The sequence below is a fragment of the Archangium sp. genome (assembly GCF_057119385.1).
In genome coordinates this window covers 1-21,736 of sequence record NZ_DBNGVP010000023.1, presented here as the reverse complement: position 1 = coordinate 21,736, position 21,736 = coordinate 1, and the positions used below count along the sequence as shown (strand labels likewise).

Below are 21,736 nucleotides of genomic sequence, written 5' to 3'. Positions count from 1 at the left end.
ACCGATGGCTCCTCGCAACACCCTGTGGGGGCTTGCTTCAGGGGGCCTCGGCCTGGAACGTCATGCCCGCGGCGCGCAGCCGCTCGACGAGCTTCATCCCCATGCACGAGGCCGGGGTCAGCAGCCCTCCGCGCTCCGGCAGCGCGTCCTCGGCGAGGCACAGCGCGGACTCGCCCAGCATCCACGACGTCGCCCCGTACCCCGGGTCCTGCTTCGCCCCCACGCGCGCTCGCACCCGCTCCCCCGCCGTCCCCACCCCGAGCAGCTCGATCTCGAACAAGCCGCTCTCCCGCTGCTCGCGGCTCGGCCCCTCGCCCGGTGCGGGCAGGAAGCGCTCGGCCAGCTTGCGCACCGGCCCGAACACCACCGCTCCCGACAGCGCCATGCCCACGCTCGTCGCCGCCGCCCGCGCCATTCCCCCCAGGCCCCGCCCCACGTCGATCGCCTCGTCGTAACGGAACTCGCGCCCGTAGGCGTAGCCGAGCAGCGCGTTGCTCCGCCGCACCACCCGCGTGTTCACCGGCGCCATGAAGAACGGCGCCAGCCACCGCCCCGTCTCCGGGTCTCGCCTCGGGCGGAGCCAGTCCCCGTGCCCCTTCCGCTCCGGCGCTCCCTCCGGGCTCAGCGAGAACGGATCCCCCATCACCCGGCGCACCGCGGGGTCACTCATCCGCTCCGCCGCGTAGAGCCCGCTGGCGATGGTTCCCCCACTCGCGCCGCCCTTCATCCGCCGCACCCGGTAGTGGGCCTCGGCCAGCCGCCCGCCCTTCGCGGCGAGCTGCTCGTGGAGCAGCAGCACCCCGAGGTCCGACGGGATGGAGTCGAAGCCGCACGAGGGGACGATGCGCGCCCCCGTCTCCACCGCGCGGGCATGGTGGGCGTCGATCATCTCCCGGACCCAGTGCGTCTCGCCCGTCAGGTCACAGTAGTGGGTGCCCTGCTCCGCGCACGCGCCGAGCAACAGGCTTCCATACCGGGCGTAGGGGCCCGCCGTGGTGCACACCACGCGCGTGCGCCTCGCGAGCGCGTCCATGGCCGCCTTGTCCAGGCTGTCACCCGCCACCAGGGGCAGCTCCTTCGCGGAGGGCTCCAGCGAGGCGAGCTCGTTTCGCACCCGCTCGAGCTTGTCGAGGCTCCGGCCGGCGAGGGCCCAGCGGAGCGAGGGGCGCTTCTTCACGAGGTACTCGGCGACGAGGCGTCCGGTGAACCCCGTGGCTCCGAAGAGCACGAGGTCGAACTCCCGGGCCTGGGTGCGGCGCTGCTCACGGTCTGTCATGCTCGCGGATGCAAGCACCGGAAGCACCCGAGCGGAAGGAAGGAGTACGTCCCATGCACCAGATCATCGACTGGCTGCGCACCGTGCCGCTGTGGCAGGCCGCCCTCGTCTTCCTGGCCAAGAATGCCCTGGTGCTCCTGCTGGCCGTGGCGCTCGGGGAGTGGCTGGTGCGGCGCTACTCCCACCGCCGCGTGGCCCCCGAGGCCCTTCCGCTCCAGCGCGAGGAGTGGGTGCTCGCCACGGTGTGCGTCGTGCTCAACTCGGTGGTGACGTTCGCCGGCCTCCTGCTGTGGCGCGAGGGGTGGATACACTTCCGGCTCGACTGGGGCCCCCGCGTGCTCGTGGACGTGCTGGTGCTCGTGGGGGTGATGGACCTGGGCATGTACCTGCTGCACCGCACCGCGCACCTGCCGCTGCTCTACGGCTGGCTGCACGCGCCCCACCACCGCTACGAGCGCGCCCGGCCCCTCACCCTCTTCGTCCTCAGCCCGCTGGAGGTGCTCGGCTTCGGCGCCCTGTGGCTCGCCGTGTGCGTGGCCTATGAGGCCTCGTGGGCCGGCATGCTGCTCTACCTCGTCTTCAACACGCTCTGGGGCCTGCTCGGACACCTGGGTGTGGAGCCCTTCCCGGATGGCTGGGTGCGCTGGCCCCTCCTGCGTGCCGTGGCCACCACCACCTTCCACGCCCGGCACCACCTGGACCTCGCCCACCACTACGGCTTCTACACCGTCGTGTGGGACCGGCTCTTCGGCACGCTCGCCCCGGACTACGAGGCCTCCTTCGCCCGCTCGCAGGTGGTGCCACCGGCTCACACGAGCGCGTCCAGCTCCTCCAGCAGCCGGTCCACATCCGCCTCGGTGTTATAGAGGTGCGGGGACACGCGGATGCTGTCACCGCGCACGCTCACGAACACCTTGCGCGCCGCCAGCTTCGCCGCCACGTCCGGCCCGTAGCCTCCCCGCCGCTTCAGCCCCACCATGTGCCCCGCCCGCTGTGACTCGGGCGGCACCTCCAGCGTCAGCGCCCTCGCCCCCTTCGCCACCCGCTCCGTCAGCGCGCGCAGCGTCTCCTGCACGTCCGCCACGCCCCACTTGAGCAACTGCCGCAGCGCCGCCATCGCCATCGGCACCAGCACGAAGTTGCTGCGCTCCCCCACATCGAAGCGCCTCGCCCCCGGCTGGAAGTCGTCCCGGTAGTCCACCAGCCGCGCGAAGTCCTCGCTCCCCCCGCGCATCAGCCAGTTGTGCTCGAGGGGCCGGCCCTCGCGGAACCTCGGCGCCACGTACAGGTAGCCCTGGCTGTACGGCCCCATCAGCCACTTGTAGCCCGCCGCCGCCAGGAAGTCCGGCTTCACCTCCGCCACGCTCAATGGCAGCGCGCCCAGTGACTGCGTCGCGTCCACCGCCAGCGCCGCGCCCACCTCGCGCGCCCGCTGCCCCACCCGCACCAGATCCACCACCCCTCCGTCCGTCCAGTGGCAGTGCGGCACCGCCACCAGCGCCGTGCGCTCGTCCAGCTCCTCCAGCAACGCCCGCGTCCAGTCCCCATCCTCCGGCCGGCGCACCGTCACCACCTGCCCTCCCGCGCGCTCCGCCAGCTCGCGCCACGGGTACACGTTGGAGGGGAACTCCTCGGCCAGCACCAGCAGCCGCTGCCCCACCTTCACCGGCACGTTCGCCGCCGCCACCGCCAGCCCGTAGCTCGCCGAGGGCACCAGCGCCACCCCGTCCGCGTCCGCCTCCACCAGCCGCGCGAAGAGCTTGCGCAGCGCCTCCGAGTCCGTGAAGAAGTCCTCCGGCTTCAGCAGCCACGGCTTCGCCTTGCGCATCACCGCTTCCTTCCCCACCTCGCTCACCTCGTGCAGCTGCGGGGACATGTACGCGCAGTTGAGCCACGTGACGTCATCGGGCAGGTCGAAGAGGTGGCGCTGGGCGGGAAGGATCATGGCCGCGCGAGCATAGCCCGCGCGCCCGCCTCCGCGGCGTCCGGCGGCAGCTCCACGGTGAACGTCGAGCCCTTCCCCACCTCGCTCTCCACCAGGATGGAGCCCCCCAGCGCGCTGACAATCTGCTGGGTGATGTGCAGCCCCAGCCCCAGCCCGCCGTAGTGGCGCTCGGACACCGCGCGCTCGAACTTGCCGAAGATGCGGCCCCGGTGCTCCGGCGCGATTCCAATCCCCTCGTCCCGCACCGACAGCCTCGCCACCCCGTGCCCCCACCCCACGTGCACGTGGATCGGCCGGCCCGCGCCGTACTTCAGCGCGTTGGTCAGCAGGTTCGTCACCACCTGCTCCAACCTCGACCGGTCCCACCTCCCCACCACCCGCTCCCCGTCCATCAGCTCCACCCGGCAGCCCGCCCTCACCGCCTCGGACGACAGCTGCTCCAGCACCTCGCGCGCCACCGCCCCCAGGTCCACCTCCTCCAGGTGCAGCGGCAGCCGGCCCCGCGCCAGCTTCGACACGTCCAACAGATCATTCACCAGCCCCGCCAGCTTGCGCACCTGCGACTCGCAGCTGCGCACCGCCCGGAGAATCCGCTCGGGCGGCACCGGCTCACCCCCCTGTGCCTCCACCCCCCGCCTCAGGCCCTGCAGTTGCAGCCGCAGCGGCGTCAGCGGCGTCTTCAGCTCGTGCGAGGCCACCGCGAGGAACTCGTCGCGCAGGCGCACCGCCCGCTGGGACTCCAGGAAGAGCCGCGCGCTCTCCAGCGCCGCCGCCAGCCGGTGGGCCAGCTCCTGCCCCATGGCCAGGTCCTCCGGCCCCTGGCGCCGCCGCGGCATGCACGTGCCCAGCGTGACGAGCCCCAGCCCCCGCTCGTGCGAGCGCAGCGGCACCACCATCACCGAGCACACCTCCCCCGCCTCCATCACCTGCTCCAGCGGCACGAAGCCCGACGACACCTCCCGCCACGTCTCCGCGCGGAAGTCCTGGAAGAGCAGCGGCTCGCCCGAGTGCAACGCCTCCAGCAGCCGGCCCCCGGAGTCGTGCGGCGAGGGCGTGGGCCAGGCCCGCAGCAGCTTCAGCTCCCTCGCGGGGTCCTCATGGGCCGCCGCCGCGCGCCGCAGCCCCCCCTCGGGCGTCACCAGGTCGATGACACACCACGAGGCCACCGACACACTCGCCAGGCACGCCACGTGCTGGAGCGTGGCGTCCGAGACCTCCAGGGACTGGCCCAGCACCCGGCTGGCCGTGGCGAGGAAGCGCACCGCCCCCTCCGCGCGCTTGAGGTCCGACAAATCCAACACGAAGCTGAGGATGCGCTCCTGCTCCTCCACCCGCGCCGAGCCCGTCAGCACCGGTACGCGGCTGCCATCCCGGCGCAGCAGCTCCAACTCGAAGGCGGAGGCCACCCCCGCGCGCCCACAGCTCGCGCAGCCCGCGCTCCCCCACCTCCCGCCCCTCGGGCGGCACCAGCGCCTGCCACCGCAGCCCTCCCCGCTCCAGCACCTCGCGGCCATGCCCCACCAGCGAGAGGAAGGCGTCATTGGCCTCGTGGATGCGCCCCTCCGCGTCCGAGAAGGCCAGCCCCATCATGTCCGACTCCATGATGCGGCGGAACACGGCCTCGCCCTGGCGCAGGGACGTCTCCAGGCGCAGCCGCTCGGTGATGTCCTCCATCAGCGCCACGGCGGCCGTCACCCGGCCCTCGGCGTCGCGCACCGGCCCGGCGCTCACCGACAGGCTGAAGCGCGAGCCGTCCGGGCGCGCCACCTCCATCACCTCGCCGCGCACCACCTCGCCCCGGGTGAGGGCCCGCACCAGCGGCCACTCGTCGGGGGAGTAGGGCCGCCCGTCCGCGTGGAAGCCCGTCCTGGCCGTCGTGTACTCCTCCTTGCTCCAGTTGGCGGGCACGGTCTCCCCGTGGAGCCGCACCGCCTGCGCGTTGCCCATCACCAGCCGGCCCTCCGGCGCCTCGGCGAGGATGACGGCCTGGGGCAACTGCTGCAGCACGGCTTGAAGGCGGTTGCGCTCCAGCTCCATCCGCCGGCGGTGCGCCTCGGCCTCGGCCCGGGCCCGCTCGGCCTGCTCGCGCAGCTCGCGCTCGCGGGCGTAGAGGTGGGCGCGCTCCAGCGCCTGCGCGCACTGCCGCGAGACGAGGCAGGCGAAGTCCCGGTCCTCCGCCGCGAAGCCCCGCTCCCGCTCGAAGCCGAGCGTCAGCACCCCCAGCACCCGCCCCTCCACGTCCAGGGGCAGGCTGGCCCACGCCCGCTGGGGGTTCAACGGCACGCCCTCCATCGACGGGTAGCGCTCGAGCAGCACCTGCGGGGACTCCATCCAGACGGGCTCGCCCGTGCGCGCCGCGTCGGCGATGGGCACCGGCATCTCCAGCGGCACGCAACTCCAGCCATCGAGATCCAACTGGGGTACCCCCACCAACTGGACGAGCCGCAGCACTCCCGGCTCCTCCCACAGGTAGATGGAGCACTCGGCCGCGCCCATGGCCGGCCCCGCCTGCTGGACGATGACGCGGGCCACCTGCTCGGGCGTGAGCGCCTGCGACAGCTTGCTCGTCACCTTCTGGAGCCGCAGCAGCCGCTCCATGGCCCGTCGCGTACTGTGCGGCCGCGTGTCGCTCACCCGTACCCCAGGGGCAGCAGAGTCCACCCGTTCAACAGCGCCCGCGCCTTTTCTTCCTCCTGCCCTGGGGGGTAGGTACTCACCGGGGTACGAGGGAGGGCACGGGCCCCCGGCCGGAGGCACGCCCGCTCCCCGGAGCCCGGGGACTACAGCCGCGACACCGAGGCGTAGCCGCTGAAGAGCTCGCTGGCGAATCTCGCGCGCTCTCCATCCTCGGCCCGGCGGATGTAGTCGTTCAACACGCGCCCGCCCTGCTCGCGTTTCGTCGGGAAGCGCAGGTTCATCCGCGAGCGCTTCACCCCACTGCCGCCGCGGTGCACGAAGACCACGGTGCCGTCGCGCTCCACCGACTCGATGACGCCCACGTGCGTCAGCCCGTCGTTGCGCTCCCCGTCGCGGTTGCGGTCATACGTCTCGCGGAAGAAGACGATGTCGCCGGGCTTGGGCGTGCGCTGGTGCAGGGCCCCCGCGCGTTGCGCGCGCCGGTGGATGGCGCTCACCGCGTTCTCCCCGGGCCGCGTGCCGTGCGAGAGCAGCTCGATGCCCACGGCCTGGTAGGCGGCGCGCACCAGGCCGGAGCAGTCGTCCGGGACGCGGTACGCCGTGAGCGAGGCGCCCACGAGCTTCCCCGCGCGGGTGGCCACACGGCGTCCCTTGGGCAGGGGGGCCGCGGGCCGCTTCTTCTGGGCGGGTGTGGCCTTCACCACCGGCTTCGCCGTGGCCTTCTTCGACTTCGCCGCGGGCGTCACCGGTCCACGCGATGCGGCCACGGCCGGAGCCGAGCCGAGCACCGCGAGCATCAATGGCAGCAGGAGCTTGCGAAGCATCATCCGGGCAGACGAGCGTACCGCCCGGCGCATTCACTCGCGAGCGGCCGCGGCCGTGGCTTCCCGTGCCCGCCTGTTCACCAGACTACGGCTCGCGGGTAGGTGCGTGGGCGTGGGCGTGGGGAATCCGGGTTCCCCAGCACCCTCACCCCGTCCCTATCCAGAGGGGAGAGAGGAAGTGGGGAGGTGTCCCCGCAGGTGGGTCATCTACGTCCGCAGCCGTCCCAGCAGCCAGCTTCCGCCCACCAGGCTCAGCACCGTGCCCAGCGTCTTCGCCGGGCTCCCGAGCAGCCTCGACTCCAGCACGTCCACGCGGTCCGCCATCAACAGCAGCATCACGTGCCGTACCCGGTTCTCCGGTATCGCGTACGCCACCCGCCGCAGCACCCCGCTCAACCCCTTGGGCGGCGCCGCCGTGCCGAACGCCGGTGTCAGCTCATCCAGCTCCGCCCGCTTGAACACGGGGAAGTCCGGCGGCGGCTGGCGCTCCGGCCTGTGCCAATGCGCGCCCCCGCGCGGCTCCGGCTTCAACAGCATGGGCACTCCGGGCCGGTTCTCCGGGTCTCCGTCCACGCCCCAGCCCGGAATGTCCGCGTGCACCTGCTCCGCCGTCGTCATGTCCTGCTCATGCTCAGCAGCCATCCCGTGTCTCCTCACGCATGCCCGTGCGGCAGCAGCACGCACTTGATGCACCCATCCCGCTTCTTCTCGAAGAGCTCGTACGCCCGCGGCAGCTCGGCGAGCGGGAAGCGGTGCGTGATGATGCCCCTGGCGTCGATGCGCCCCGCGCGGATGTGCTCCAGCAGGTGCGGCATGTAGCGCTTCACGTTGCACTGGCCCATGCGCAGCGTCAGTCCCTTGTTCATCGCCGTGCCGATCGCCACCATGTTCCACGGCGGCCCGTACACGCCGATGATGGACACCGTGCCGCCCTTGCGCGCGGATTGAATCGCCCAGTTGATGGCCGTGGGCGAGCCCGCCTCCAGCTTCAGCTTCACGCCCAGGATGCTGTGCATCGCCGAGCCCTCCGCCTCCAGGCCCACCGCGTCGATGCACACGTCCGGCCCGCGGCCGCGCGTCAGCTCCTTCAAGGTGGCGACGATGTTCTCCTCGTCCTTGAAGTTGAGCGTCTCCACCTGCGCGTACTTGCGCGCGAAGTCCAGCCGGTACTCCAGGCTGTCCACGGCGATGACGCGGCCGGCGCCCAGCAGCCATGCCGACTTCATGGCGAACAGGCCCACCGGGCCCGCGCCGAACACCACCACCGTGTCCCCCGGCTGGATGTTGCCCATCTCCGCCCCCTGGTAGCCCGTGGGCAGGATGTCACTGAGGAAGAGCACCTCCTCCTCGTCCATGTCGTCCGGAATCTTCATGGGCCCCACGTCCGCGAAGGGCACGCGCACGTACTGCGCCTGGCCGCCCTCGTAGCCCCCCGTGGTGTGCGAATACCCATACACCCCCGAGGCCATCTCGCTGTTGGGGTTGGTGTTCTCGCAGCAGGCCGTCAGCCCGCGCTGGCAGTAGAAGCAGGTGCCGCACGAGATGTTGAAGGGCACCACCACCCGGTCCCCCGGCTTGAGCGTGCGCACCGAGGTGCCCACCTCCTCCACCACCCCGGCGAACTCGTGGCCGAAGGTGCACCCCACGCGCGTGTCCGTGATGAAGCCGTGCAGCAGGTGCAGGTCCGAGCCGCAGATGGCCGAGCGCGTCACCCGCACGATGGCGTCATTGGGGTGGAGGATGACCGGGTCCGGCTTGTTCCCCACCGAGACGCGGTAGGGCCCCTCGAAGATCATGGCTTGCATTGTCCGCTTCCCTCCCTGTCGCCGTCCCTGCCGTCCGCGGCGATGCACGGACAAGCTACGCACCGTGCTCGCGCGGGGGCCCCGGGGACATGCGGGCCGCGCAGCCCACTCCGTCCCAGCAACGGCCGCCGGAGGGCTCCCCTGCCCGGCCGCCCTCTTGCGCACCGCGGCACCCGCGCACAGGCCATCCCCATCGGTTCAACGCCACGCGCCGGCGTCTGGGAATGGCTGTTCCCGGGGGAGAGTGCAGGCCGTACAATCGGGAGCCGGAGAGCCACCACGTGTTGCCCTACTTCCCCTTCGAGCAGGACAGCTACGCGATGACGCTGGGCGTGCGCGCGCTCCGCCCCGGCGAGACCCTCATCGAGGTCGACGAGGCGCACTACGCCCGGGAGCTCGCCCTCAAACAGGCCCACCTCTCCGCCAACCTCCACGCCCGCTTCCAGGCCCTGCCCGGCACCGAGCCCCACCAGTGGGAGACGGTGACGGAGCTGCTGCCCCTCCTGGCGCGCCAGCACCCCCGGCACTTCGCCCTGGAGGTGGAGGGCGGGCGCTGGCACTGGCGCAACCTCCTGCTCGGCACGGAGACACGCTTCACCCCGGGGGACTCGGGCAGCCTGCCCCTGGCGCCGCTGGACTGGCTGGGCCGGCAGGTGCAGGAGGACCTGTTGCTGATGGACGGCACGCGCGAGGGCCTGCCGATGATGGCCGGGCAGCTGTGCTTCCCCTCCATGTGGAGCCTGGACGAGAAGATGGGGCGCTCGCTGCTCGACATCCACGCGCCGGTGCCGGGCTTCGGTGAGAAGCTGGGCGTGGCCACCACGCGGCTGATGGAGGGCCTCAAACCCGGGCGCACCGTCACCCGCTGCAACTGGGCCATCACCGTCACGGACCGGATGGACCTCGAGCCCTGGAGCTTCCCCGAGTGGCGGCACCTCTTCGAGGGGATTACTCCGGACAACGCCGGGGAGCGGTGCTTCCTGCGGCTGGAGCGGCAGACGCTCTCGTTGATGCCGCGCACGGGCGCCATCCTCTTCACCATCCATACCTACAGTGCCCCCGTGGCCACCGAGGTGGAGGATCCCGCGCGCCGCCGCCGGCTCGCCGGGGTGCTGCGCACCGTGCCCGCCGACACGAGCACCTACAAGCGGCTCACCCCCTTCCTCGCGCCGCTGCTGGCCTGGCTCGACGCCGAGCCCGTGCCCCGCGCGGTCAACTCCTGACAGCGGCCCGCGAACGAGGCTTCCCGTCGCGCCATGGACAAGCGAATACTCCGGCCTCCTGGTCGGAGGAGCTCCATGAGACGGACGACGGGCCTGCTTCCCCTTTGCCTCGCGCTGTGGCTCGCGGCCCCGGCGCTCGCCAGGGACCTGGTGGAGCTGCCGGCGGGCCGGGTCTACTCGGTGAAGGTGGACGCGGACGCGCGGACGCTGTGGATCGCCCTCGCCCCGCCCGCCGGTGGCACCCTGGAGGGATTGGACATCGGCGAGAAGCCCATCGACGTGGGGCTCGGCGACTGGCACGACAACGCGCTGCGCGAGGCCTTCACCGCCACGCTCTCCGAGTCCGCTCCCGGGCAGCACCCCGGCATCTCGCTGACGGTCGAGCTCGCGAAGCTGCCGCAGCCCGGCACCTATGACGTGCAGCTCTCCCTGCGGCAGGGACAGGAGCAGCAGTACCTGAAGCTGCAGGTGCTCGTCCCCGAGGCCCGGCTCCGGGCGCAGGCGACGCCCCTGATGGAGCGGGTCATCGGCCTGTTCAATCGACACCAGGACACCCCGGGCCTCTTCACGCTCTCGGAGACGAGCGGGCGCTCGCGGGTGACGCACCTGTCCATCCAGCCCGTCACGGCGGCCACCTCGGGAGACACCACCCTCACGGGGTCCCTGAGCTTCGACACGGCTCGCGGCACGCCGCCCGTCCCGGTGGTCATCCCGCCGGGAGGCTCCGCGGACATCTCCTATAAGGTGAGCGGGGACTTCCCGGTGGGCACCGCGAAGGGCACCGTGGAATTGCTCTCGCCCCAGCTCCAGACGCCGCTCACCGTCACCTACGAGGTGCGCACCCGGCGGACGGTGCTCTGGGTTCCCCTCCTGCTCGTCCTGGGCCTGTTGACGGGCTACCTGCTGCGCACGTGGCTCAAGTACCAGGTGGAGCTGAACGAGAAGCGCGTGGAGGCGGAGGCGCTCCGGCTGAAGCTCGACGAGGAGCGGCGTCTGCGGCCGGATCCGCTCTACCTCAAGTCGCTGGAGGAGGTGGGCGCGCCGCTCGCGCAGTTGCGGACGCTGGACGTGAAGGGGCTCTCCGAGCAGCTCCCCCAGGTGGAGCAGCAGTTCGAGGCGGCCCGCGCGGAGTTCGACAGACGCCAGGCCGAGACCGAGGCCCGGCTCACCGAGGCGGAACAGCTCCTCTCCATCGCCTGGTCGCTCCCGCCTTCCACCCAGGAGACCCTCGGGAAGGCGCGCGAGGCGCTCGCGGCCAGCCGGAAGTGGCTTGAGTCCCACTCCGTGGCGGCGGCGGACCAGGAGCTCGAGAGCCAGCTCGCGCTGCTCGCCCAGGCGCTCCGGGAGAAGCTGCGGACCTGGCGGGGAGCCGTGGACACCCAGCTCGCCCGCTTCGATGACGCGCCGCTGCCCCTGAGGCAGGAGGACCAGAAGGCGCTCTCCGAGCAGATCGAGCACCTCCACGACGCCTTGAGACAGATTCCCCTGGACGCGGCCCAGCTCGACCTGCGGGCCGTGCTCTCGGGCGCCCACGATGCGCGCACGATGCTGCTCAACACCGAGCCCCAGCTCCGAGCCCAGCTGCTGCGGATCCTCTACGGCGTGCGGGACGTCTTCGACGCGGGGGGCGTTCCCCTGGGTGGGCTGGAGCAGGAGCTCCAGGAGTGGTCCCGGCCGCGGAACGGCACGGTGGAGGAGCAGCTGGCGTGGCTCATCGACCGAAGCCGTCCGTTGGAACGGGTGTTGAAGCAGGTGACGGTGGCACCGCTCGGGAGCACACCGGACGACGCGGCGCGGGAGCTCATCGACCACCGGCGCTATGTGGAGCTCGCGGCCCTGGTGGTCAAACACAGGCAGGAGCAGGAGGCGGTCCATCGAGGCTCGCCGATCCTCGAGTCGTTCTCCGGCGATGATCAGCAGGCACCCCAGCGCTCCGTGGCGATTCCCCTCCCCACGGTCCCCGCCATTCCGCCGGTGACGTTCCCGGAGAGTCCGCAGGGATTGCTCGGGGCGATTCCCGAGGCGCTGAGCCGACTGCTCCAGCGGGTCCGTCAGCCGGCGGCCCCCGTTTCTCCCGTGGTGGGCCATGCACTGGCCTTCAAGGCGCTGCTGCGGGCCAAGGCGGCGCGGACGATCATCGCGGGAATCGGAATCCTCGCGGTGGGCTTCTTCCTGTTCGCCGAGAAGTTCACCGGCACCGCGCAGGACCTGGCCGCGGTGTTCGTCTGGGGCTTCACCATCGACGTCAGCGTGGATGCCCTGGTGGATGTCATGTCCAGGGGAATGAAACAGACGTAGGAAGGAGCGCCACCCCTCGCCGCAGTGGCGCTCTCTCCGTTCTCAATAGCAGACGCCAATCGGGATGTACCGGCACATGCCATCCATCCCGCAGGTGTCCGTGGTGCACGCCTTCCCGTCATTGCACTTGCCGCTGTCCACGGCGTCGGCGGGACACGTGGCGCTCGTGCCTGTGCACTTCTCCACCACATCGCAGTCCCCCCGCGCCGCGCGGCAGACGGAGCCCGCGGGCTGGAGCCTGTCCACCGGGCACGCCGGAGTCACGCCGTCACACGTCTCGGCCGGGTCGCAGGCTCCCGCCGAGGCATGGCACACCGTCCCCGCCGCCACCTTCCGGTCCCCGGGGCACGAAACCCCCTGGCCATCGCACCGCTCCTCCACATCACACGCGCCCCGTGAAGGCCGGCAGACGATGTCGTTGCCGATGCGCTTGTCCGCCGGGCACACGCCCGCGGTGCACACCTCCTCCTGGTCGCACACGCCCGCCGCCGAGCGGCACGTCCTGCCCTGACAGTCCGGGTCCGCGCAGTCCACGAGCCCATCGCAGTCATCATCCTTTCCGTCCCCACACAGGAGCTCGGTGGCGCCGCCCGGGCAGGCACAGCTCGCGCCGCCGCACACCTTCCCATTGGCACCGCAGGACTTCGCCCCACAGTCCGGGTCCGCGCAATCCACGAGGCCATCACAGTCATTGTCCTGCCCGTCGCCGCACCGGCTCTCGGTCTGCTCCGTCTTCGCGCACACGCACGTGCCCGTCGCCGTGTCACACCGGGGCGTCGGGCCCCCGCACTGCGCATCCCCCACACAACTCACACAGGCGCGCCGGGCCGCATCACACGACCCGGAGCAGCTTTCACAGGCCGCGCCTCCCTTGCCGCAGGCCGCGTTCGCCGTGCCCGGCACGCACGTGTTCCCCTGGCAGCAGCCGTCCGCGCAGGACTTCGCATCACAGACGCACTGGTTCCCCACGCACCGCTGCCCCTGCCCACACGTCTCGCACGCGCCCCACGTCCCGTCCGCCCCGCACGTCTGCACTCCCGCGCAGCCCTCCTCGCAGGCGCGCTTCGCCCCCACCGCGCACTTCGCCTCCTCCTCCGGTTCCTCGGCGCACACGCCGGCGATGCACTGCATGCCCCGGGGACACTCCCAGCCCTGCTCGGGTGCGCACCGCAGCTCCCCGGGCTCCACCGGCCCGCAGGCCATCACCCCGCCCAGCAACCCCACGCAGCACAGCAGCCACTGCGCGCCCCGACCGCCCACCCCTGCTCCCACGCCTCGACCCATCACGATGACTCCCCCAACCCTGGCACCACGCCAGCGAATGCTTCGAGGCACCGCTCGAAGCAACCGGCCTGCCAACGCCCTCCTCCGAGGAGAAACACGCCCCTTCCCACCTCGCGGCCCATCCCCCGCGAGAGATGCTCATCCCGCGGGAGCGACAGCCCCCCGTGTCACCGGCTCGCCGCAGCCCGCTCCAACCAGAGCAGGCCCAGCTCGAGCGGTACCGCGTCGAAGGGCTCGGCGCACCTCCTCGCCTGTCCGGAGGGCTCCACCCCCCCGTGACTTCAGAAGTCTACCCATCCATCTGACATTTCAGGTAGGGTAGGGTCACCTGGCGTGATGGGCAACGAGCCAGGACAACCGGCGGCCGGGGCCACGCGCTCCGAGCCGCCCGCATGGGAGACACGAGAATGATCGGCAGAGCGGAATGGGCTGGAGGCGGCAAGGTGGGGCGCATCGGCGGCTGGGCCTGCGCGATGACGGCACTCGCGGGGAGCGCCGTGCTGCTCTGGCCTCGTCCCCCCGAGCCCTCCGCGGCGAAGCACGCGTCCACCGTCGCCGAGACGGCCCTCAGCGAGCCCCTCCTCTTCCTAGACCAGGGGAACGAGACGCCGGTGGTCATCGGCTACCCGCTGCCGGAGGCGCCCTTCCCGGGGCAGCGCAAGCCGCCGTGCGAGCCGCCCTCGGAGGAGCTGCACGGCCACTGCTGGGTGCGGATCGCGCACGCGCTCCCCTGCCCTCGCGGCACGGGCGTGCACGAGGGCGGGTGCTACCTGCCCGTGAGTGACAATCGCCCCGCCCCTCGCCAGCTCCTGCCTTGCGAGGAGCCGAGGGCCCTCACTCGCTGGACATGTTGCTGAGCTCGAGCACCACGGCCGCGGCCAGCGGAACCAGCAGGACCGTGGGGAACAAGAGGGCCGCCACCCCCAGGAACCCCGCGAGCACCGGCACCAGTCCCAGCAAGGCCGTGCCGAGCGCCCTCCAGAAGGAGCCACGTCCCGACAACAGGGCGTGGCCCCCGAAGGCCCCCACCACCGCGCCCAGGGGCGCCACCGCGGCGCCGCACATCCAGGTCACGTTCCCGATGAACCCGGCGGCCCTGCCCAGCGGGTAGCCCAGGGCCTTGTCGAGGGCATGGCCCCCCTCCATCCCGAGCCACGCCCCGAGCCCCAACCCCACCCCGCCCAGCACCGCCGCCACGAGGCAGCGCGCCAGATTGAAATGCCTCGGCCTCATTCCCCGCCGCCCCTCACGCGGGCCCCGTGGCCGAGCTCGAGGCCCACGGCCACGACCACCGGGAGCAGGAGCAGCATCGGGAGCGCGAGGCCCCGGAGCATCAGGGACACCAGGAGTATCGGCGCCAGTCCCACGAGGAGCGCGCCGAGTCCCGCCCAGAGGGAGCCACGTCCCGCGAGCAGGGCGTGGCCTCCGAACGCACCGAACACCGCGCCCAGGGGCGCGGCCAGCACGGTGCACAGCAGGGTCAGGTGCCCGAAGTGCAGGAAGTCACCCGAGCCGCCCATCGGTTCGCCCAGCATCTCGTCCAGGGCACCGACCGCATACAACCCGAGCCACGCTCCGAGCCCCAGCCCCAGTCCGCTCGTCACCATCGCGACGAGGCAGCGCAGGACGCCGAGGAACGCGGAAGGGCGCTCCTCGTGTTCTCCCGGTCCCCTGCTTCCCATGCTCGAATGCCTCCCGCTCAGACGATGGCGGCCAGCGGCTCGGGCCCGGCGTCGAGCACCTCGCGCAGCCGCCGTCCTGCACTCTATCCGGGCGCATCTGTGCGGGGCACCGATGCACACACCCACATGAAAAGCACCGACAAAACCCACCCCCTCCACAACTTTGCGCGCGGGGGATCGACAATCGGTCAGGAGGTATGATCTATCTCCCACCTGTGCGCGTTCGCTGTCTCCGCTCCTGCTCGACGGGCTCTTCAGTGAAGAGACTCTGCACCGTGGCCCATCAACCCACTGGTCGAGAACCTGCTCGCTCGCCTGCCGTAGCGCTGTCAGACCCGACAGTATTATCTGGTGACTGATGGATGGCTCTTTTCCAGCTGAGCGCCTCCCTGAACTCGTCCAGCTCATCTGCCAATGGGCTGCCGAACGTGACGAGGTGTTGACCCCGATTCGCCTCGTCAAGTTCCTGTACCTCGCGGATCTCTACTACGCGCGCAAAACAGGGGGCAGCACGTTGACCGGGTGGCCCTGGAAGTTCGTCCATTTCGGACCTTATTGCGCAGAATCACTGAACGCGATCGACAAAGCCGTAGCCCTAGGTCTCATCGAGAAACAAGCCTACGAATCGAGGCACACCGGCGAGGAGCGATTCGTCTACCGAGGGCGTCGCCCGAAGTCCGAGCTGCCAGCCGAGCGCATCCTCGATTCGTTCTCGATGTCCGTTACCTCCGGGATGAAAGCAGCTGTACGAAAGTGGGCCGATGATACTCCCGGCCTGCTGACGCATGTGTACTTCGAAACCGAGCCGATGCAGCACATCGAGCCAGGAGACACACTGGATTTTCGGAAGGCACAGACTCCACAGAAGGTTGTTCGTGTACCCGCCATGAAGCTCTCCGCGAAACAGATGAAGCAAGCTCGCGAGGCCTTGGCATCGCTCCGTCGCCGAACGCTGGATGAATCTCCAAGAACCCCCGTGGACACTGGGCCTCACGATGAAGCATTCCTCCAAGCAGCGGCTTACGAGGACGTGAGCGAGAACAGCCCGGAGTTCTCTGGGGTCGTCACATTCGGCGACCTGCGACAGCCAGACCTTGAGGACTGAAGTCGTATGAGTCTCACGACGCTCATCAGCCCTTTCTACAAGCCGCTGAATCAGAACTCCTTCCGCCAGATACCGACGTTGGGTCAACTCGCCTGGGTGCCAGTCCCAGTGTATCCGCCGATCCCCCAGATTCTGGACGTCGAGCGCGACAAACCACGAGAGCATGAATCCGCCCGCGCCCAGATTCGAAACGTGACGCGAGACGACTTCAAACGGCGTCAGGGACTTCCCGTCTATCGGCTGCAACTCGCCGATAATGAGGAATTGATGGTGCAAAAAGCCAAGCGAAGGCTTGCCATCATCGTTGCTGCTGTAGGTACCGCTTTTGACGATGTTGACCCGCTCCTTCGCCAAGCAGGCAAGAAGCACCTCCAAGAGCGGAATGTCTTGGTCGCCCCTCTCTACGGAATCCAATCCGACGAGCATCCCAAGGGCTTTCCTGAAGTGATGCGGCATCGGATCGATGCACTGCTCTACAGCCAGTTCTTCTTCTGTCCGGCGAATAGCGCTCCCAGCGTTTACGACGGTGTCGCACGGCTGGACCGTCTTTTTCCCGTCGTTCCGAAAGATCCCGCTGCATACGACCCGCTGCCCCTGGCCCTTGCAGATGAAGCGCTATCTGTTCTCCTAGCGCTGCTCCGGCTTCGGTTTGGCTCGAAAAGCGAGCCCGAAATCAATGAACTCAGAGAACTACTCCAGGACTCCATCCCAGAGGAGTTCCGTCCTACGCGGTAGAAGACCTCCGAAGCAGAGGAACGTGAGCCTCCGGCTCAAACGATGGCGGCCAGCGGCTCGGGCCCGGCGTCGAGCACCTCGCGCAGCCGCTTCACTCCCCGCTCCAGCTGCGCGCGCGTGCGCGGGGCGCCGATGCACACCCGCACCGCCGCCGGCACCGGCCCCGTCCCCGTGGTGAACAGCTCCGCCGACGACACCGACACCCCGTTGCGCCGCGCCTGCGCCACGAACTCCTCGCTGCGCCGGCCCTCGGGCAGGCCCAGCCACAGGTGGTAGAGCGGGGCCAGCGCCGCCCTCGGCAGCTCGCGCCCGAGCAGCCCGCGCACCAGCGCCAGCCGCTCGCACACCTCCTGCCGCTGGCGCACCACCAGCTCGTCCGCCGTGCCGTCCTCCACCCAGCGCGCCAGCACCTCCGCCATCAGCGGCGTCGTCATCAACGAGGCCAGCCCCACCTCCTCGGCCAGCCGCTCGCCCCGCGCCCGCGCCGGTGCCACCAGGTAGCCGATGCGCAGCCCCGGCGTGAGCAGCTTGGACACCCCGGCGATGAAGTAGCTCGCCTCGGGCAGGAAGGTCGCCAGCGGCGGCGGCCGGCTCTCCGGCAACAGCCCGTACGCGTCGTCCTCCAGCACCAGCACCCCGTACTTGCGCGCCACCTCGGCGATTCTCCGCCGCCGCTCCTCCGGCTGCACCGCGCCCGTCGGGTTGTGGCACGTGGGCTGGGTGTAGAGCAGCTTCACGCCCACCCGGCACGCCGCCTCGAAGGCCTCGGGCACCAGCCCCTGCGCGTCCATGGCCACGCCCTGCAACCGCAGCTGGAAGCGCCGCGCCATCACCTTGATGCCCGGGTACGTGAGCGTCTCGGTGGCGAGCGTGTCCCCCGGCCGGGTGAGCGCCGCCAGCGCCACCTCCATGGCATGGTGCCCGCCCGCGCACACCACCACCTGCTCCGGCCTGGCCTGCAGCCCGAAGCGCGAGGCCCACGCCGCTCCTGCGACGCGGTGCGCCGTGGTGCCCGCGGCCGGCTGGTAGCCCAGCAGCTCCGACAGGCGCGGCGTCCGGCCCAGCTCCTCCAGCGAGCGGCGCAGCGCCTGGCTGGCCGGGTCACCCTCGGGCGTCGCCGGGGCGTTGATGCCCAGCTCCACGGGCGAGTCGTCATGCGCCAGGTCCACCGGCGAGGGCATGTGCACGGGCACCTCGCGGTCCCTCACGTACGTGCCGCGGCCCACCTCGCCGCTCACCAGGCCCCGCTTCTCGGCCTCGGCGTACGCGCGCGTCACCGTGCCCACCGTGACGCCCACGCGCTCGGCCAGCTCCCGGTGCGTGGGCAGCCGCGTGCCCGGACCCAGACGCCCCGCGTCAATGTCCTCCGAGAGAGCGTCCGCGATGGCCCGGTACAGCGGACCGTTGCGTCCTCGAAGCTCCGGCATCCAACTTGTCATGGTGACAATCGATACACTTGACGGGACAAGGCTGCCAACGTAACTGATTGTCTCGATTCTACCCTGGATTGTCACGACATTCCGGGGTGGAAGCGCGAACCGAGGAGTCGAAGCATGTTGCCCATCGAGGTCCAGCGCGCCCCCACCCTGAAGCCCAAGCCTCCGTCCGAGGGGCTCGGTTTCGGCAAGTACTTCACCGACCACATGTTCCGGATGGAGTACTCGCCGGAGCGTGGCTGGCACCAGGCGCGGATTCTTCCGCACGGGCCGCTGGGGTTGGATCCGGGCGCGGCGGTGCTGCACTACGCGCAGGCGGTGTTCGACGGCTCGAAGGTGTTCCGCGGCAAGGACGGGCAGCTGCGCGCCTTCCGCATCATGGACCACTGCAAGCGCCTGTACACGAGCGCCGAGCGGCTGGCCATGGCGCCGGTGCCGCCGGAGATGGCCCGCGAGGCGATTGAGGCGCTGGTGAAGGTGGAGGCGGACTGGGTGCCGAGCGCCCCGGGCACGGCGCTGTACGTGCGGCCGACGGTGATCGCCTCGGAGGCGTTCCTCGGGGTGAGGCCGGCGGACAAGTACACCTTCTTCATCATCCTGAGCCCGGTGGGCAGCTACTTCTCGGGCGGCGCCGAGCCGGTGCGCATCTGGGTGGAGCAGCAGGCCACGCGCGCGGCGAAGGGCGGCCTGGGTGGCGCGAAGGCGGCGGCCAACTACGCGGCGGGCCTGCAGGCCTCGATGGAGGCCAAGAAGCGGGGCTACGCGCAGGTGCTGTGGCTGGACGCGGCCGAGCACCGGTACATCGAGGAGGTGGGCACGATGAACCTCTTCGTGCGCATCGGCGACGAGGTGATTACGCCGCCGCTCGAGGGCACGTTCCTGCCGGGAATCACGCGCGAGAGCGCGCTGGCGCTGATGCGGGACTGGGGCATGAAGGTCAGCGAGCGCAAGCTGTCGGTGGACGAGATGCGCGAGGCGCACAAGAAGGGCGAGCTGCGCGAGGTGTTCGGCACGGGCACGGCGGCGGTGATTTCGCCGGTGGGCGCGCTGGGCTTCCGCGAGGGCCAGCTGGTGATTGGTGACGGCAAGGTGGGCGAGGTGTCGCAGCGCCTGTACGACACGCTCACCGCCATCCAGTACGGCACGCATCCGGACCGCCACGGCTGGATGACGGTCATCCAGTAGCCGAGGTTGTGCGCGGACTCCCTCTCCCTCTGGGAGAGGGCGGGGGGTGAGGGTCGTCCCCGCGCACGGTGTCGACGCGGGGCGTGGATCTGCTATGGCGCGCGGCCATGACCACGGATGTGCAGCTGGAGAGGCGCGGGCCGGTGGGACTGGTGACGCTCAACCGCCCCAAGGCGCTCAACGCGCTGGACCTGGGGATGATTCGCGCGCTGCACCCGGCGCTCGAGGCGTGGGCGAAGGACAGCCAGGTGAAGGCGGTGGTGATTCGCGGAGCCGGGGGCCGGGCCTTCTGCGCGGGCGGTGACGTGCGCGCCGTGGCGCTGTCGATGGGCTCGCCCGCTCCCGCGGGACAGGAGCCGCTCGCGCGCGCCTTCTTCCACGAGGAGTACCGGCTCAACCACCTCATCCACCACTACCCCAAGCCGTACATCGCGCTGGTGGACGGCATCAGCATGGGCGGAGGGCTGGGGCTGTCGGTGCACGGCTCGCACCGCGTCGTCACCGAGCGGCTGGTGCTGGCCATGCCGGAGACGGCGATCGGCCTGTTCCCCGACGTGGGCGGTGGCTGGTTCCTCCCGCGCTTCCCGGGCGAGGCGGGCACGTACCTGGGACTCACGGGCACCCGGTGCAACGCCGCGGATGCGATGTGGCTCGGGTACGGGACGCAGCACGTGACGCACGAGCGGCTGGAGGCCGTGGTGGAGGCGCTCGCGGCGGCGGACTGGAGCACGGACGAGGCGCGCGCGGTGGCCACGCGGGTGCTGAATGGCTTCGCCTCCGAGCCGGGGACTTCGCCCCTGAGCGCGCACGCGGAGGCCATCGACCGGTGCTTCGCGAAGGACCGCGTGGAGGACATCCTCGCGGCGCTGGAGGCCGAGGGCACGCCGTGGGCCACGGAGACACGGGCCACGCTGGGGCGCATGTCACCCACGAGCCTGAAGGTGACGCTGCGCCAGCTGCGGCTGTGCCGGGGCAGGCCGTACGACGAGACCGTGACGGTGGAGTACCGGCTGAGCCAGCACGTCACCGCGCTGCCGGACTTCCGCGAGGGCATCCGCGCGGTGCTCGTGGACAAGGACAACACGCCCACGTGGAACCCGCCCACGCTCGCCGGGGTGCGCGAGTCCGACGTGGAGGCGTGCTTCGCGCCGCTTGGCGCGCGGGACCTGGTAGCGCCGTAGCAGGCCGCTGTGTCCTCCAGGGAGAAGGACCTGCTTCAGGGCTTGCTGACGAGCAGGTCTCGTAGGCGCTCTGGGACCATGCCACCGCGGAGTTGCTGGGTCTCGACCGCGGTTCGAATGCCCTCCATCGTCGCGATCGACTCGAGGAACGGAATGGCCTCGGTCCGCATGAACTCCGCAATGAGCGCTTCACGCTCTTCCGGGCTCATGGCCGTGTCCACGAAGTTCAACGCCTGCTCCAGCGCCTTGGCTTTTTCGGTCCGCAAGGAGGTGGCGCGCTGTCTGATGTGGCACTGATACTCCTTGGGTGCCTCATTCTCTCCCAGCAACCTCACCCATACCCCCAGATTGATGTAATGGACGTCGCCATACTGTGACTTCTGGAGGTTGACGACCAGAATGGTGTCCTGACATGGCTTGTGCCAGGTATTGGCGCGCCCCTTGTAATCGGCCTTGCGCAACTCCCGCGCCATCACCGTCCTGTTCAGAGAGGTCGAATCCTTCATGGCTCCCCCGTGTACGACGTGGCAGGATTGCGGTGCTTCCGTGGTGAAGAGGCGCTCGTCCTCAAGTGCGCCAGGAACAAGGCTGGAACCTGAAAACAGCAACAGCGCGGCCGTGAACAGCAAGAACCGGCTCGTCAGCCGCTCTCCTGGTGCCGGATAGTGCATGGAAGTCCCTTCACATGATGGCGAGATGACCGTGACATCTCCCTCTTGTTCCGCCAGAGCCACTTGAGAAACAGCGGCACCGCCAACACGGCCTGGTCTTCCATCAAGAGCACACCGAGCCGAAGCCGGAGAAGTGAGAGGAACCAGCGTCGCTCAACTGCTCGGCTTCGCCCAGAACGAGTGATCGCGATGGCCAGAATACGCACGAAGCCGAGGTCCATGCAGTTGCATTGGCCTTACGGCCAGCGCCAGACGGCGTTCACTGGCAACTCCCGGTTCAGCACGGCGGCCCCTTCCTTGGAGCCTTCATGTTTGGGCACGAGCCCGCGCTGGTCGCCCAGCACGATGCACACGGGGTACTTCCGTCCATCGGGCAGCACGGCCAGGGTGTAGCGGCCCATGACGGCCGGGCGCTTCCAGATCTCTCCCATTCTTCGAGAGGAGACGTC

At 70.4% G+C, this 21,736-nt stretch carries 20 protein-coding genes and 1 pseudogene; 8 read left to right on the top strand and 13 right to left on the bottom strand.

The genetic code is table 11. The features are described from left to right. Positions 1-37: 37 nt before the first annotated feature. Positions 38-1,276, bottom strand: a complete 1,239-nt coding sequence (locus tag AC16DP_RS05860) for a saccharopine dehydrogenase family protein (protein WP_329731801.1) — start codon at positions 1,274-1,276, stop codon at positions 38-40. Positions 1,277-1,329: 53 nt separating this feature from the next. On the opposite strand from AC16DP_RS05860, the gene AC16DP_RS05855 reads away from it, so the two are divergent. Continuing rightward, on the top strand, positions 1,330-2,142 hold the full coding sequence (locus AC16DP_RS05855) for a sterol desaturase family protein (RefSeq protein WP_329731800.1): 813 nt from the start codon (positions 1,330-1,332) through the stop codon (positions 2,140-2,142). Here AC16DP_RS05855 and AC16DP_RS05850 read toward each other — a convergent pair. The 6 genes from AC16DP_RS05850 to AC16DP_RS05825 form a co-directional block, all read right to left on the bottom strand. Next, positions 2,085-3,221: an aminotransferase class V-fold PLP-dependent enzyme gene (locus AC16DP_RS05850; RefSeq protein ID WP_329731799.1), complete on the bottom strand. Its 1,137-nt coding sequence runs from the start codon at positions 3,219-3,221 to the stop codon at positions 2,085-2,087. The genes AC16DP_RS05855 and AC16DP_RS05850 overlap by 58 nt on opposite strands. Next, the gene (locus tag AC16DP_RS05845) at positions 3,218-4,387 is read right to left on the bottom strand and encodes a GAF domain-containing sensor histidine kinase (RefSeq protein WP_329731916.1); all 1,170 of its coding nucleotides are present in this window, start codon (positions 4,385-4,387) and stop codon (positions 3,218-3,220) included. Before AC16DP_RS05845 ends, AC16DP_RS05850 begins: the two co-directional genes overlap by 4 nt. After that, on the bottom strand, positions 4,317-5,819 hold the full coding sequence (locus tag AC16DP_RS05840; RefSeq protein ID WP_329731798.1) for a PAS domain S-box protein: 1,503 nt from the start codon (positions 5,817-5,819) through the stop codon (positions 4,317-4,319). Before AC16DP_RS05840 ends, AC16DP_RS05845 begins: the two co-directional genes overlap by 71 nt. A gap of 182 nt (positions 5,820-6,001) precedes the next feature. Next, complete coding sequence (locus tag AC16DP_RS05835; protein ID WP_329731797.1) at positions 6,002-6,685, bottom strand: CHAP domain-containing protein; 684 nt, start codon at positions 6,683-6,685, stop codon at positions 6,002-6,004. Between the two features lie 204 nt (positions 6,686-6,889). Beyond that, positions 6,890-7,324, bottom strand: coding sequence for a hypothetical protein (locus AC16DP_RS05830; protein ID WP_329731796.1), 435 nt, complete (start codon positions 7,322-7,324; stop codon positions 6,890-6,892). An 11-nt stretch (positions 7,325-7,335) separates the two neighbouring features. Next, a complete protein-coding gene (locus AC16DP_RS05825; protein ID WP_329731795.1) occupies positions 7,336-8,487 on the bottom strand; it encodes a zinc-dependent alcohol dehydrogenase in 1,152 nt (383 codons plus the stop codon). 281 nt (positions 8,488-8,768) lie between these two features. Here AC16DP_RS05825 and AC16DP_RS05820 point away from each other — a divergent pair, with 281 nt between their 5' ends. Together AC16DP_RS05820 and AC16DP_RS05815 are read left to right on the top strand one after the other, a co-directional pair. Further along, complete coding sequence (locus tag AC16DP_RS05820; RefSeq protein ID WP_329731794.1) at positions 8,769-9,710, top strand: heme-dependent oxidative N-demethylase family protein; 942 nt, start codon at positions 8,769-8,771, stop codon at positions 9,708-9,710. Positions 9,711-9,785: 75 nt separating this feature from the next. Continuing rightward, positions 9,786-12,008, top strand: coding sequence for a coiled-coil domain-containing protein (locus AC16DP_RS05815; protein WP_329731793.1), 2,223 nt, complete (start codon positions 9,786-9,788; stop codon positions 12,006-12,008). A 42-nt stretch (positions 12,009-12,050) separates the two neighbouring features. Here AC16DP_RS05815 and AC16DP_RS05810 read toward each other — a convergent pair whose 3' ends face one another. Next, positions 12,051-13,295: a hypothetical protein gene (locus tag AC16DP_RS05810; protein WP_329731792.1), complete on the bottom strand. Its 1,245-nt coding sequence runs from the start codon at positions 13,293-13,295 to the stop codon at positions 12,051-12,053. A 404-nt stretch (positions 13,296-13,699) separates the two neighbouring features. Here AC16DP_RS05810 and AC16DP_RS05805 point away from each other — a divergent pair, with 404 nt between their 5' ends. After that, positions 13,700-14,149 carry a hypothetical protein gene (locus tag AC16DP_RS05805; protein ID WP_329731791.1) on the top strand — a complete coding sequence of 150 codons (450 nt, stop codon included), beginning with the start codon at positions 13,700-13,702 and terminating at the stop codon, positions 14,147-14,149. Here AC16DP_RS05805 and AC16DP_RS05800 read toward each other — a convergent pair. Both AC16DP_RS05800 and AC16DP_RS05795 read right to left on the bottom strand, forming a co-directional pair. Then, positions 14,127-14,525, bottom strand: a complete 399-nt coding sequence (locus AC16DP_RS05800) for a hypothetical protein (RefSeq protein WP_329731790.1) — start codon at positions 14,523-14,525, stop codon at positions 14,127-14,129. The genes AC16DP_RS05805 and AC16DP_RS05800 overlap by 23 nt on opposite strands. Beyond that, positions 14,522-14,974 carry a hypothetical protein gene (locus tag AC16DP_RS05795; RefSeq protein ID WP_329731789.1) on the bottom strand — a complete coding sequence of 151 codons (453 nt, stop codon included), beginning with the start codon at positions 14,972-14,974 and terminating at the stop codon, positions 14,522-14,524. Before AC16DP_RS05795 ends, AC16DP_RS05800 begins: the two co-directional genes overlap by 4 nt. Positions 14,975-15,332: 358 nt before the next feature. On the opposite strand from AC16DP_RS05795, the gene AC16DP_RS05790 reads away from it, so the two are divergent. Together AC16DP_RS05790 and AC16DP_RS05785 are read left to right on the top strand one after the other, a co-directional pair. Continuing rightward, a complete protein-coding gene (locus AC16DP_RS05790) occupies positions 15,333-16,079 on the top strand; it encodes a Panacea domain-containing protein (RefSeq protein ID WP_329731788.1) in 747 nt (248 codons plus the stop codon). A gap of 6 nt (positions 16,080-16,085) precedes the next feature. After that, entirely contained in the window at positions 16,086-16,814 is a 729-nt protein-coding gene (locus tag AC16DP_RS05785) for a hypothetical protein (RefSeq protein ID WP_329731787.1), read from the top strand. A 35-nt stretch (positions 16,815-16,849) separates the two neighbouring features. On the opposite strand, the gene AC16DP_RS05780 is transcribed toward AC16DP_RS05785, so the two are convergent. Then, on the bottom strand, positions 16,850-18,241 hold the full coding sequence (locus AC16DP_RS05780) for an aminotransferase-like domain-containing protein (RefSeq protein ID WP_329731786.1): 1,392 nt from the start codon (positions 18,239-18,241) through the stop codon (positions 16,850-16,852). 126 nt (positions 18,242-18,367) lie between these two features. Between AC16DP_RS05780 and AC16DP_RS05775 the strand changes: the two genes are divergently transcribed. Together AC16DP_RS05775 and AC16DP_RS05770 are read left to right on the top strand one after the other, a co-directional pair. Then, a complete protein-coding gene (locus tag AC16DP_RS05775; protein ID WP_329731785.1) occupies positions 18,368-19,435 on the top strand; it encodes a branched-chain amino acid aminotransferase in 1,068 nt (355 codons plus the stop codon). 107 nt (positions 19,436-19,542) lie between these two features. Next, a complete protein-coding gene (locus tag AC16DP_RS05770; RefSeq protein WP_329731915.1) occupies positions 19,543-20,616 on the top strand; it encodes an enoyl-CoA hydratase/isomerase family protein in 1,074 nt (357 codons plus the stop codon). Positions 20,617-20,651: 35 nt separating this feature from the next. Here AC16DP_RS05770 and AC16DP_RS05765 read toward each other — a convergent pair whose 3' ends face one another. Next, positions 20,652-21,287 (bottom strand): DUF4304 domain-containing protein, encoded by a 636-nt coding sequence (locus tag AC16DP_RS05765; protein ID WP_329731784.1) that lies wholly within the window; start codon positions 21,285-21,287, stop codon positions 20,652-20,654. A 236-nt stretch (positions 21,288-21,523) separates the two neighbouring features. Further along, a pseudogene (locus AC16DP_RS05760) lies at positions 21,524-21,736 on the bottom strand (hypothetical protein); the annotation flags it as partial.

Coding starts and splice junctions, on each gene's coding strand:
- AC16DP_RS05795 (WP_329731789.1), bottom strand. CDS start 14,974: ATGGGAAGCAGGGGACCGGGAGAACACGAGGAGCGCCCTTCCGCGTTC.
- AC16DP_RS05825 (WP_329731795.1), bottom strand. CDS start 8,487: ATGCAAGCCATGATCTTCGAGGGGCCCTACCGCGTCTCGGTGGGGAAC.
- AC16DP_RS05830 (WP_329731796.1), bottom strand. CDS start 7,324: ATGGCTGCTGAGCATGAGCAGGACATGACGACGGCGGAGCAGGTGCAC.
- AC16DP_RS05770 (WP_329731915.1), top strand. CDS start 19,543: ATGACCACGGATGTGCAGCTGGAGAGGCGCGGGCCGGTGGGACTGGTG.
- AC16DP_RS05790 (WP_329731788.1), top strand. CDS start 15,333: ATGGATGGCTCTTTTCCAGCTGAGCGCCTCCCTGAACTCGTCCAGCTC.
- AC16DP_RS05780 (WP_329731786.1), bottom strand. CDS start 18,241: ATGCCGGAGCTTCGAGGACGCAACGGTCCGCTGTACCGGGCCATCGCG.
- AC16DP_RS05775 (WP_329731785.1), top strand. CDS start 18,368: ATGTTGCCCATCGAGGTCCAGCGCGCCCCCACCCTGAAGCCCAAGCCT.
- AC16DP_RS05765 (WP_329731784.1), bottom strand. CDS start 21,287: ATGCACTATCCGGCACCAGGAGAGCGGCTGACGAGCCGGTTCTTGCTG.
- AC16DP_RS05850 (WP_329731799.1), bottom strand. CDS start 3,221: ATGATCCTTCCCGCCCAGCGCCACCTCTTCGACCTGCCCGATGACGTC.
- AC16DP_RS05855 (WP_329731800.1), top strand. CDS start 1,330: ATGCACCAGATCATCGACTGGCTGCGCACCGTGCCGCTGTGGCAGGCC.
- AC16DP_RS05805 (WP_329731791.1), top strand. CDS start 13,700: ATGATCGGCAGAGCGGAATGGGCTGGAGGCGGCAAGGTGGGGCGCATC.
- AC16DP_RS05815 (WP_329731793.1), top strand. CDS start 9,786: ATGAGACGGACGACGGGCCTGCTTCCCCTTTGCCTCGCGCTGTGGCTC.
- AC16DP_RS05840 (WP_329731798.1), bottom strand. CDS start 5,819: ATGGAGCGGCTGCTGCGGCTCCAGAAGGTGACGAGCAAGCTGTCGCAG.
- AC16DP_RS05800 (WP_329731790.1), bottom strand. CDS start 14,525: ATGAGGCCGAGGCATTTCAATCTGGCGCGCTGCCTCGTGGCGGCGGTG.
- AC16DP_RS05860 (WP_329731801.1), bottom strand. CDS start 1,276: ATGACAGACCGTGAGCAGCGCCGCACCCAGGCCCGGGAGTTCGACCTC.
- AC16DP_RS05835 (WP_329731797.1), bottom strand. CDS start 6,685: ATGATGCTTCGCAAGCTCCTGCTGCCATTGATGCTCGCGGTGCTCGGC.
- AC16DP_RS05785 (WP_329731787.1), top strand. CDS start 16,086: ATGAGTCTCACGACGCTCATCAGCCCTTTCTACAAGCCGCTGAATCAG.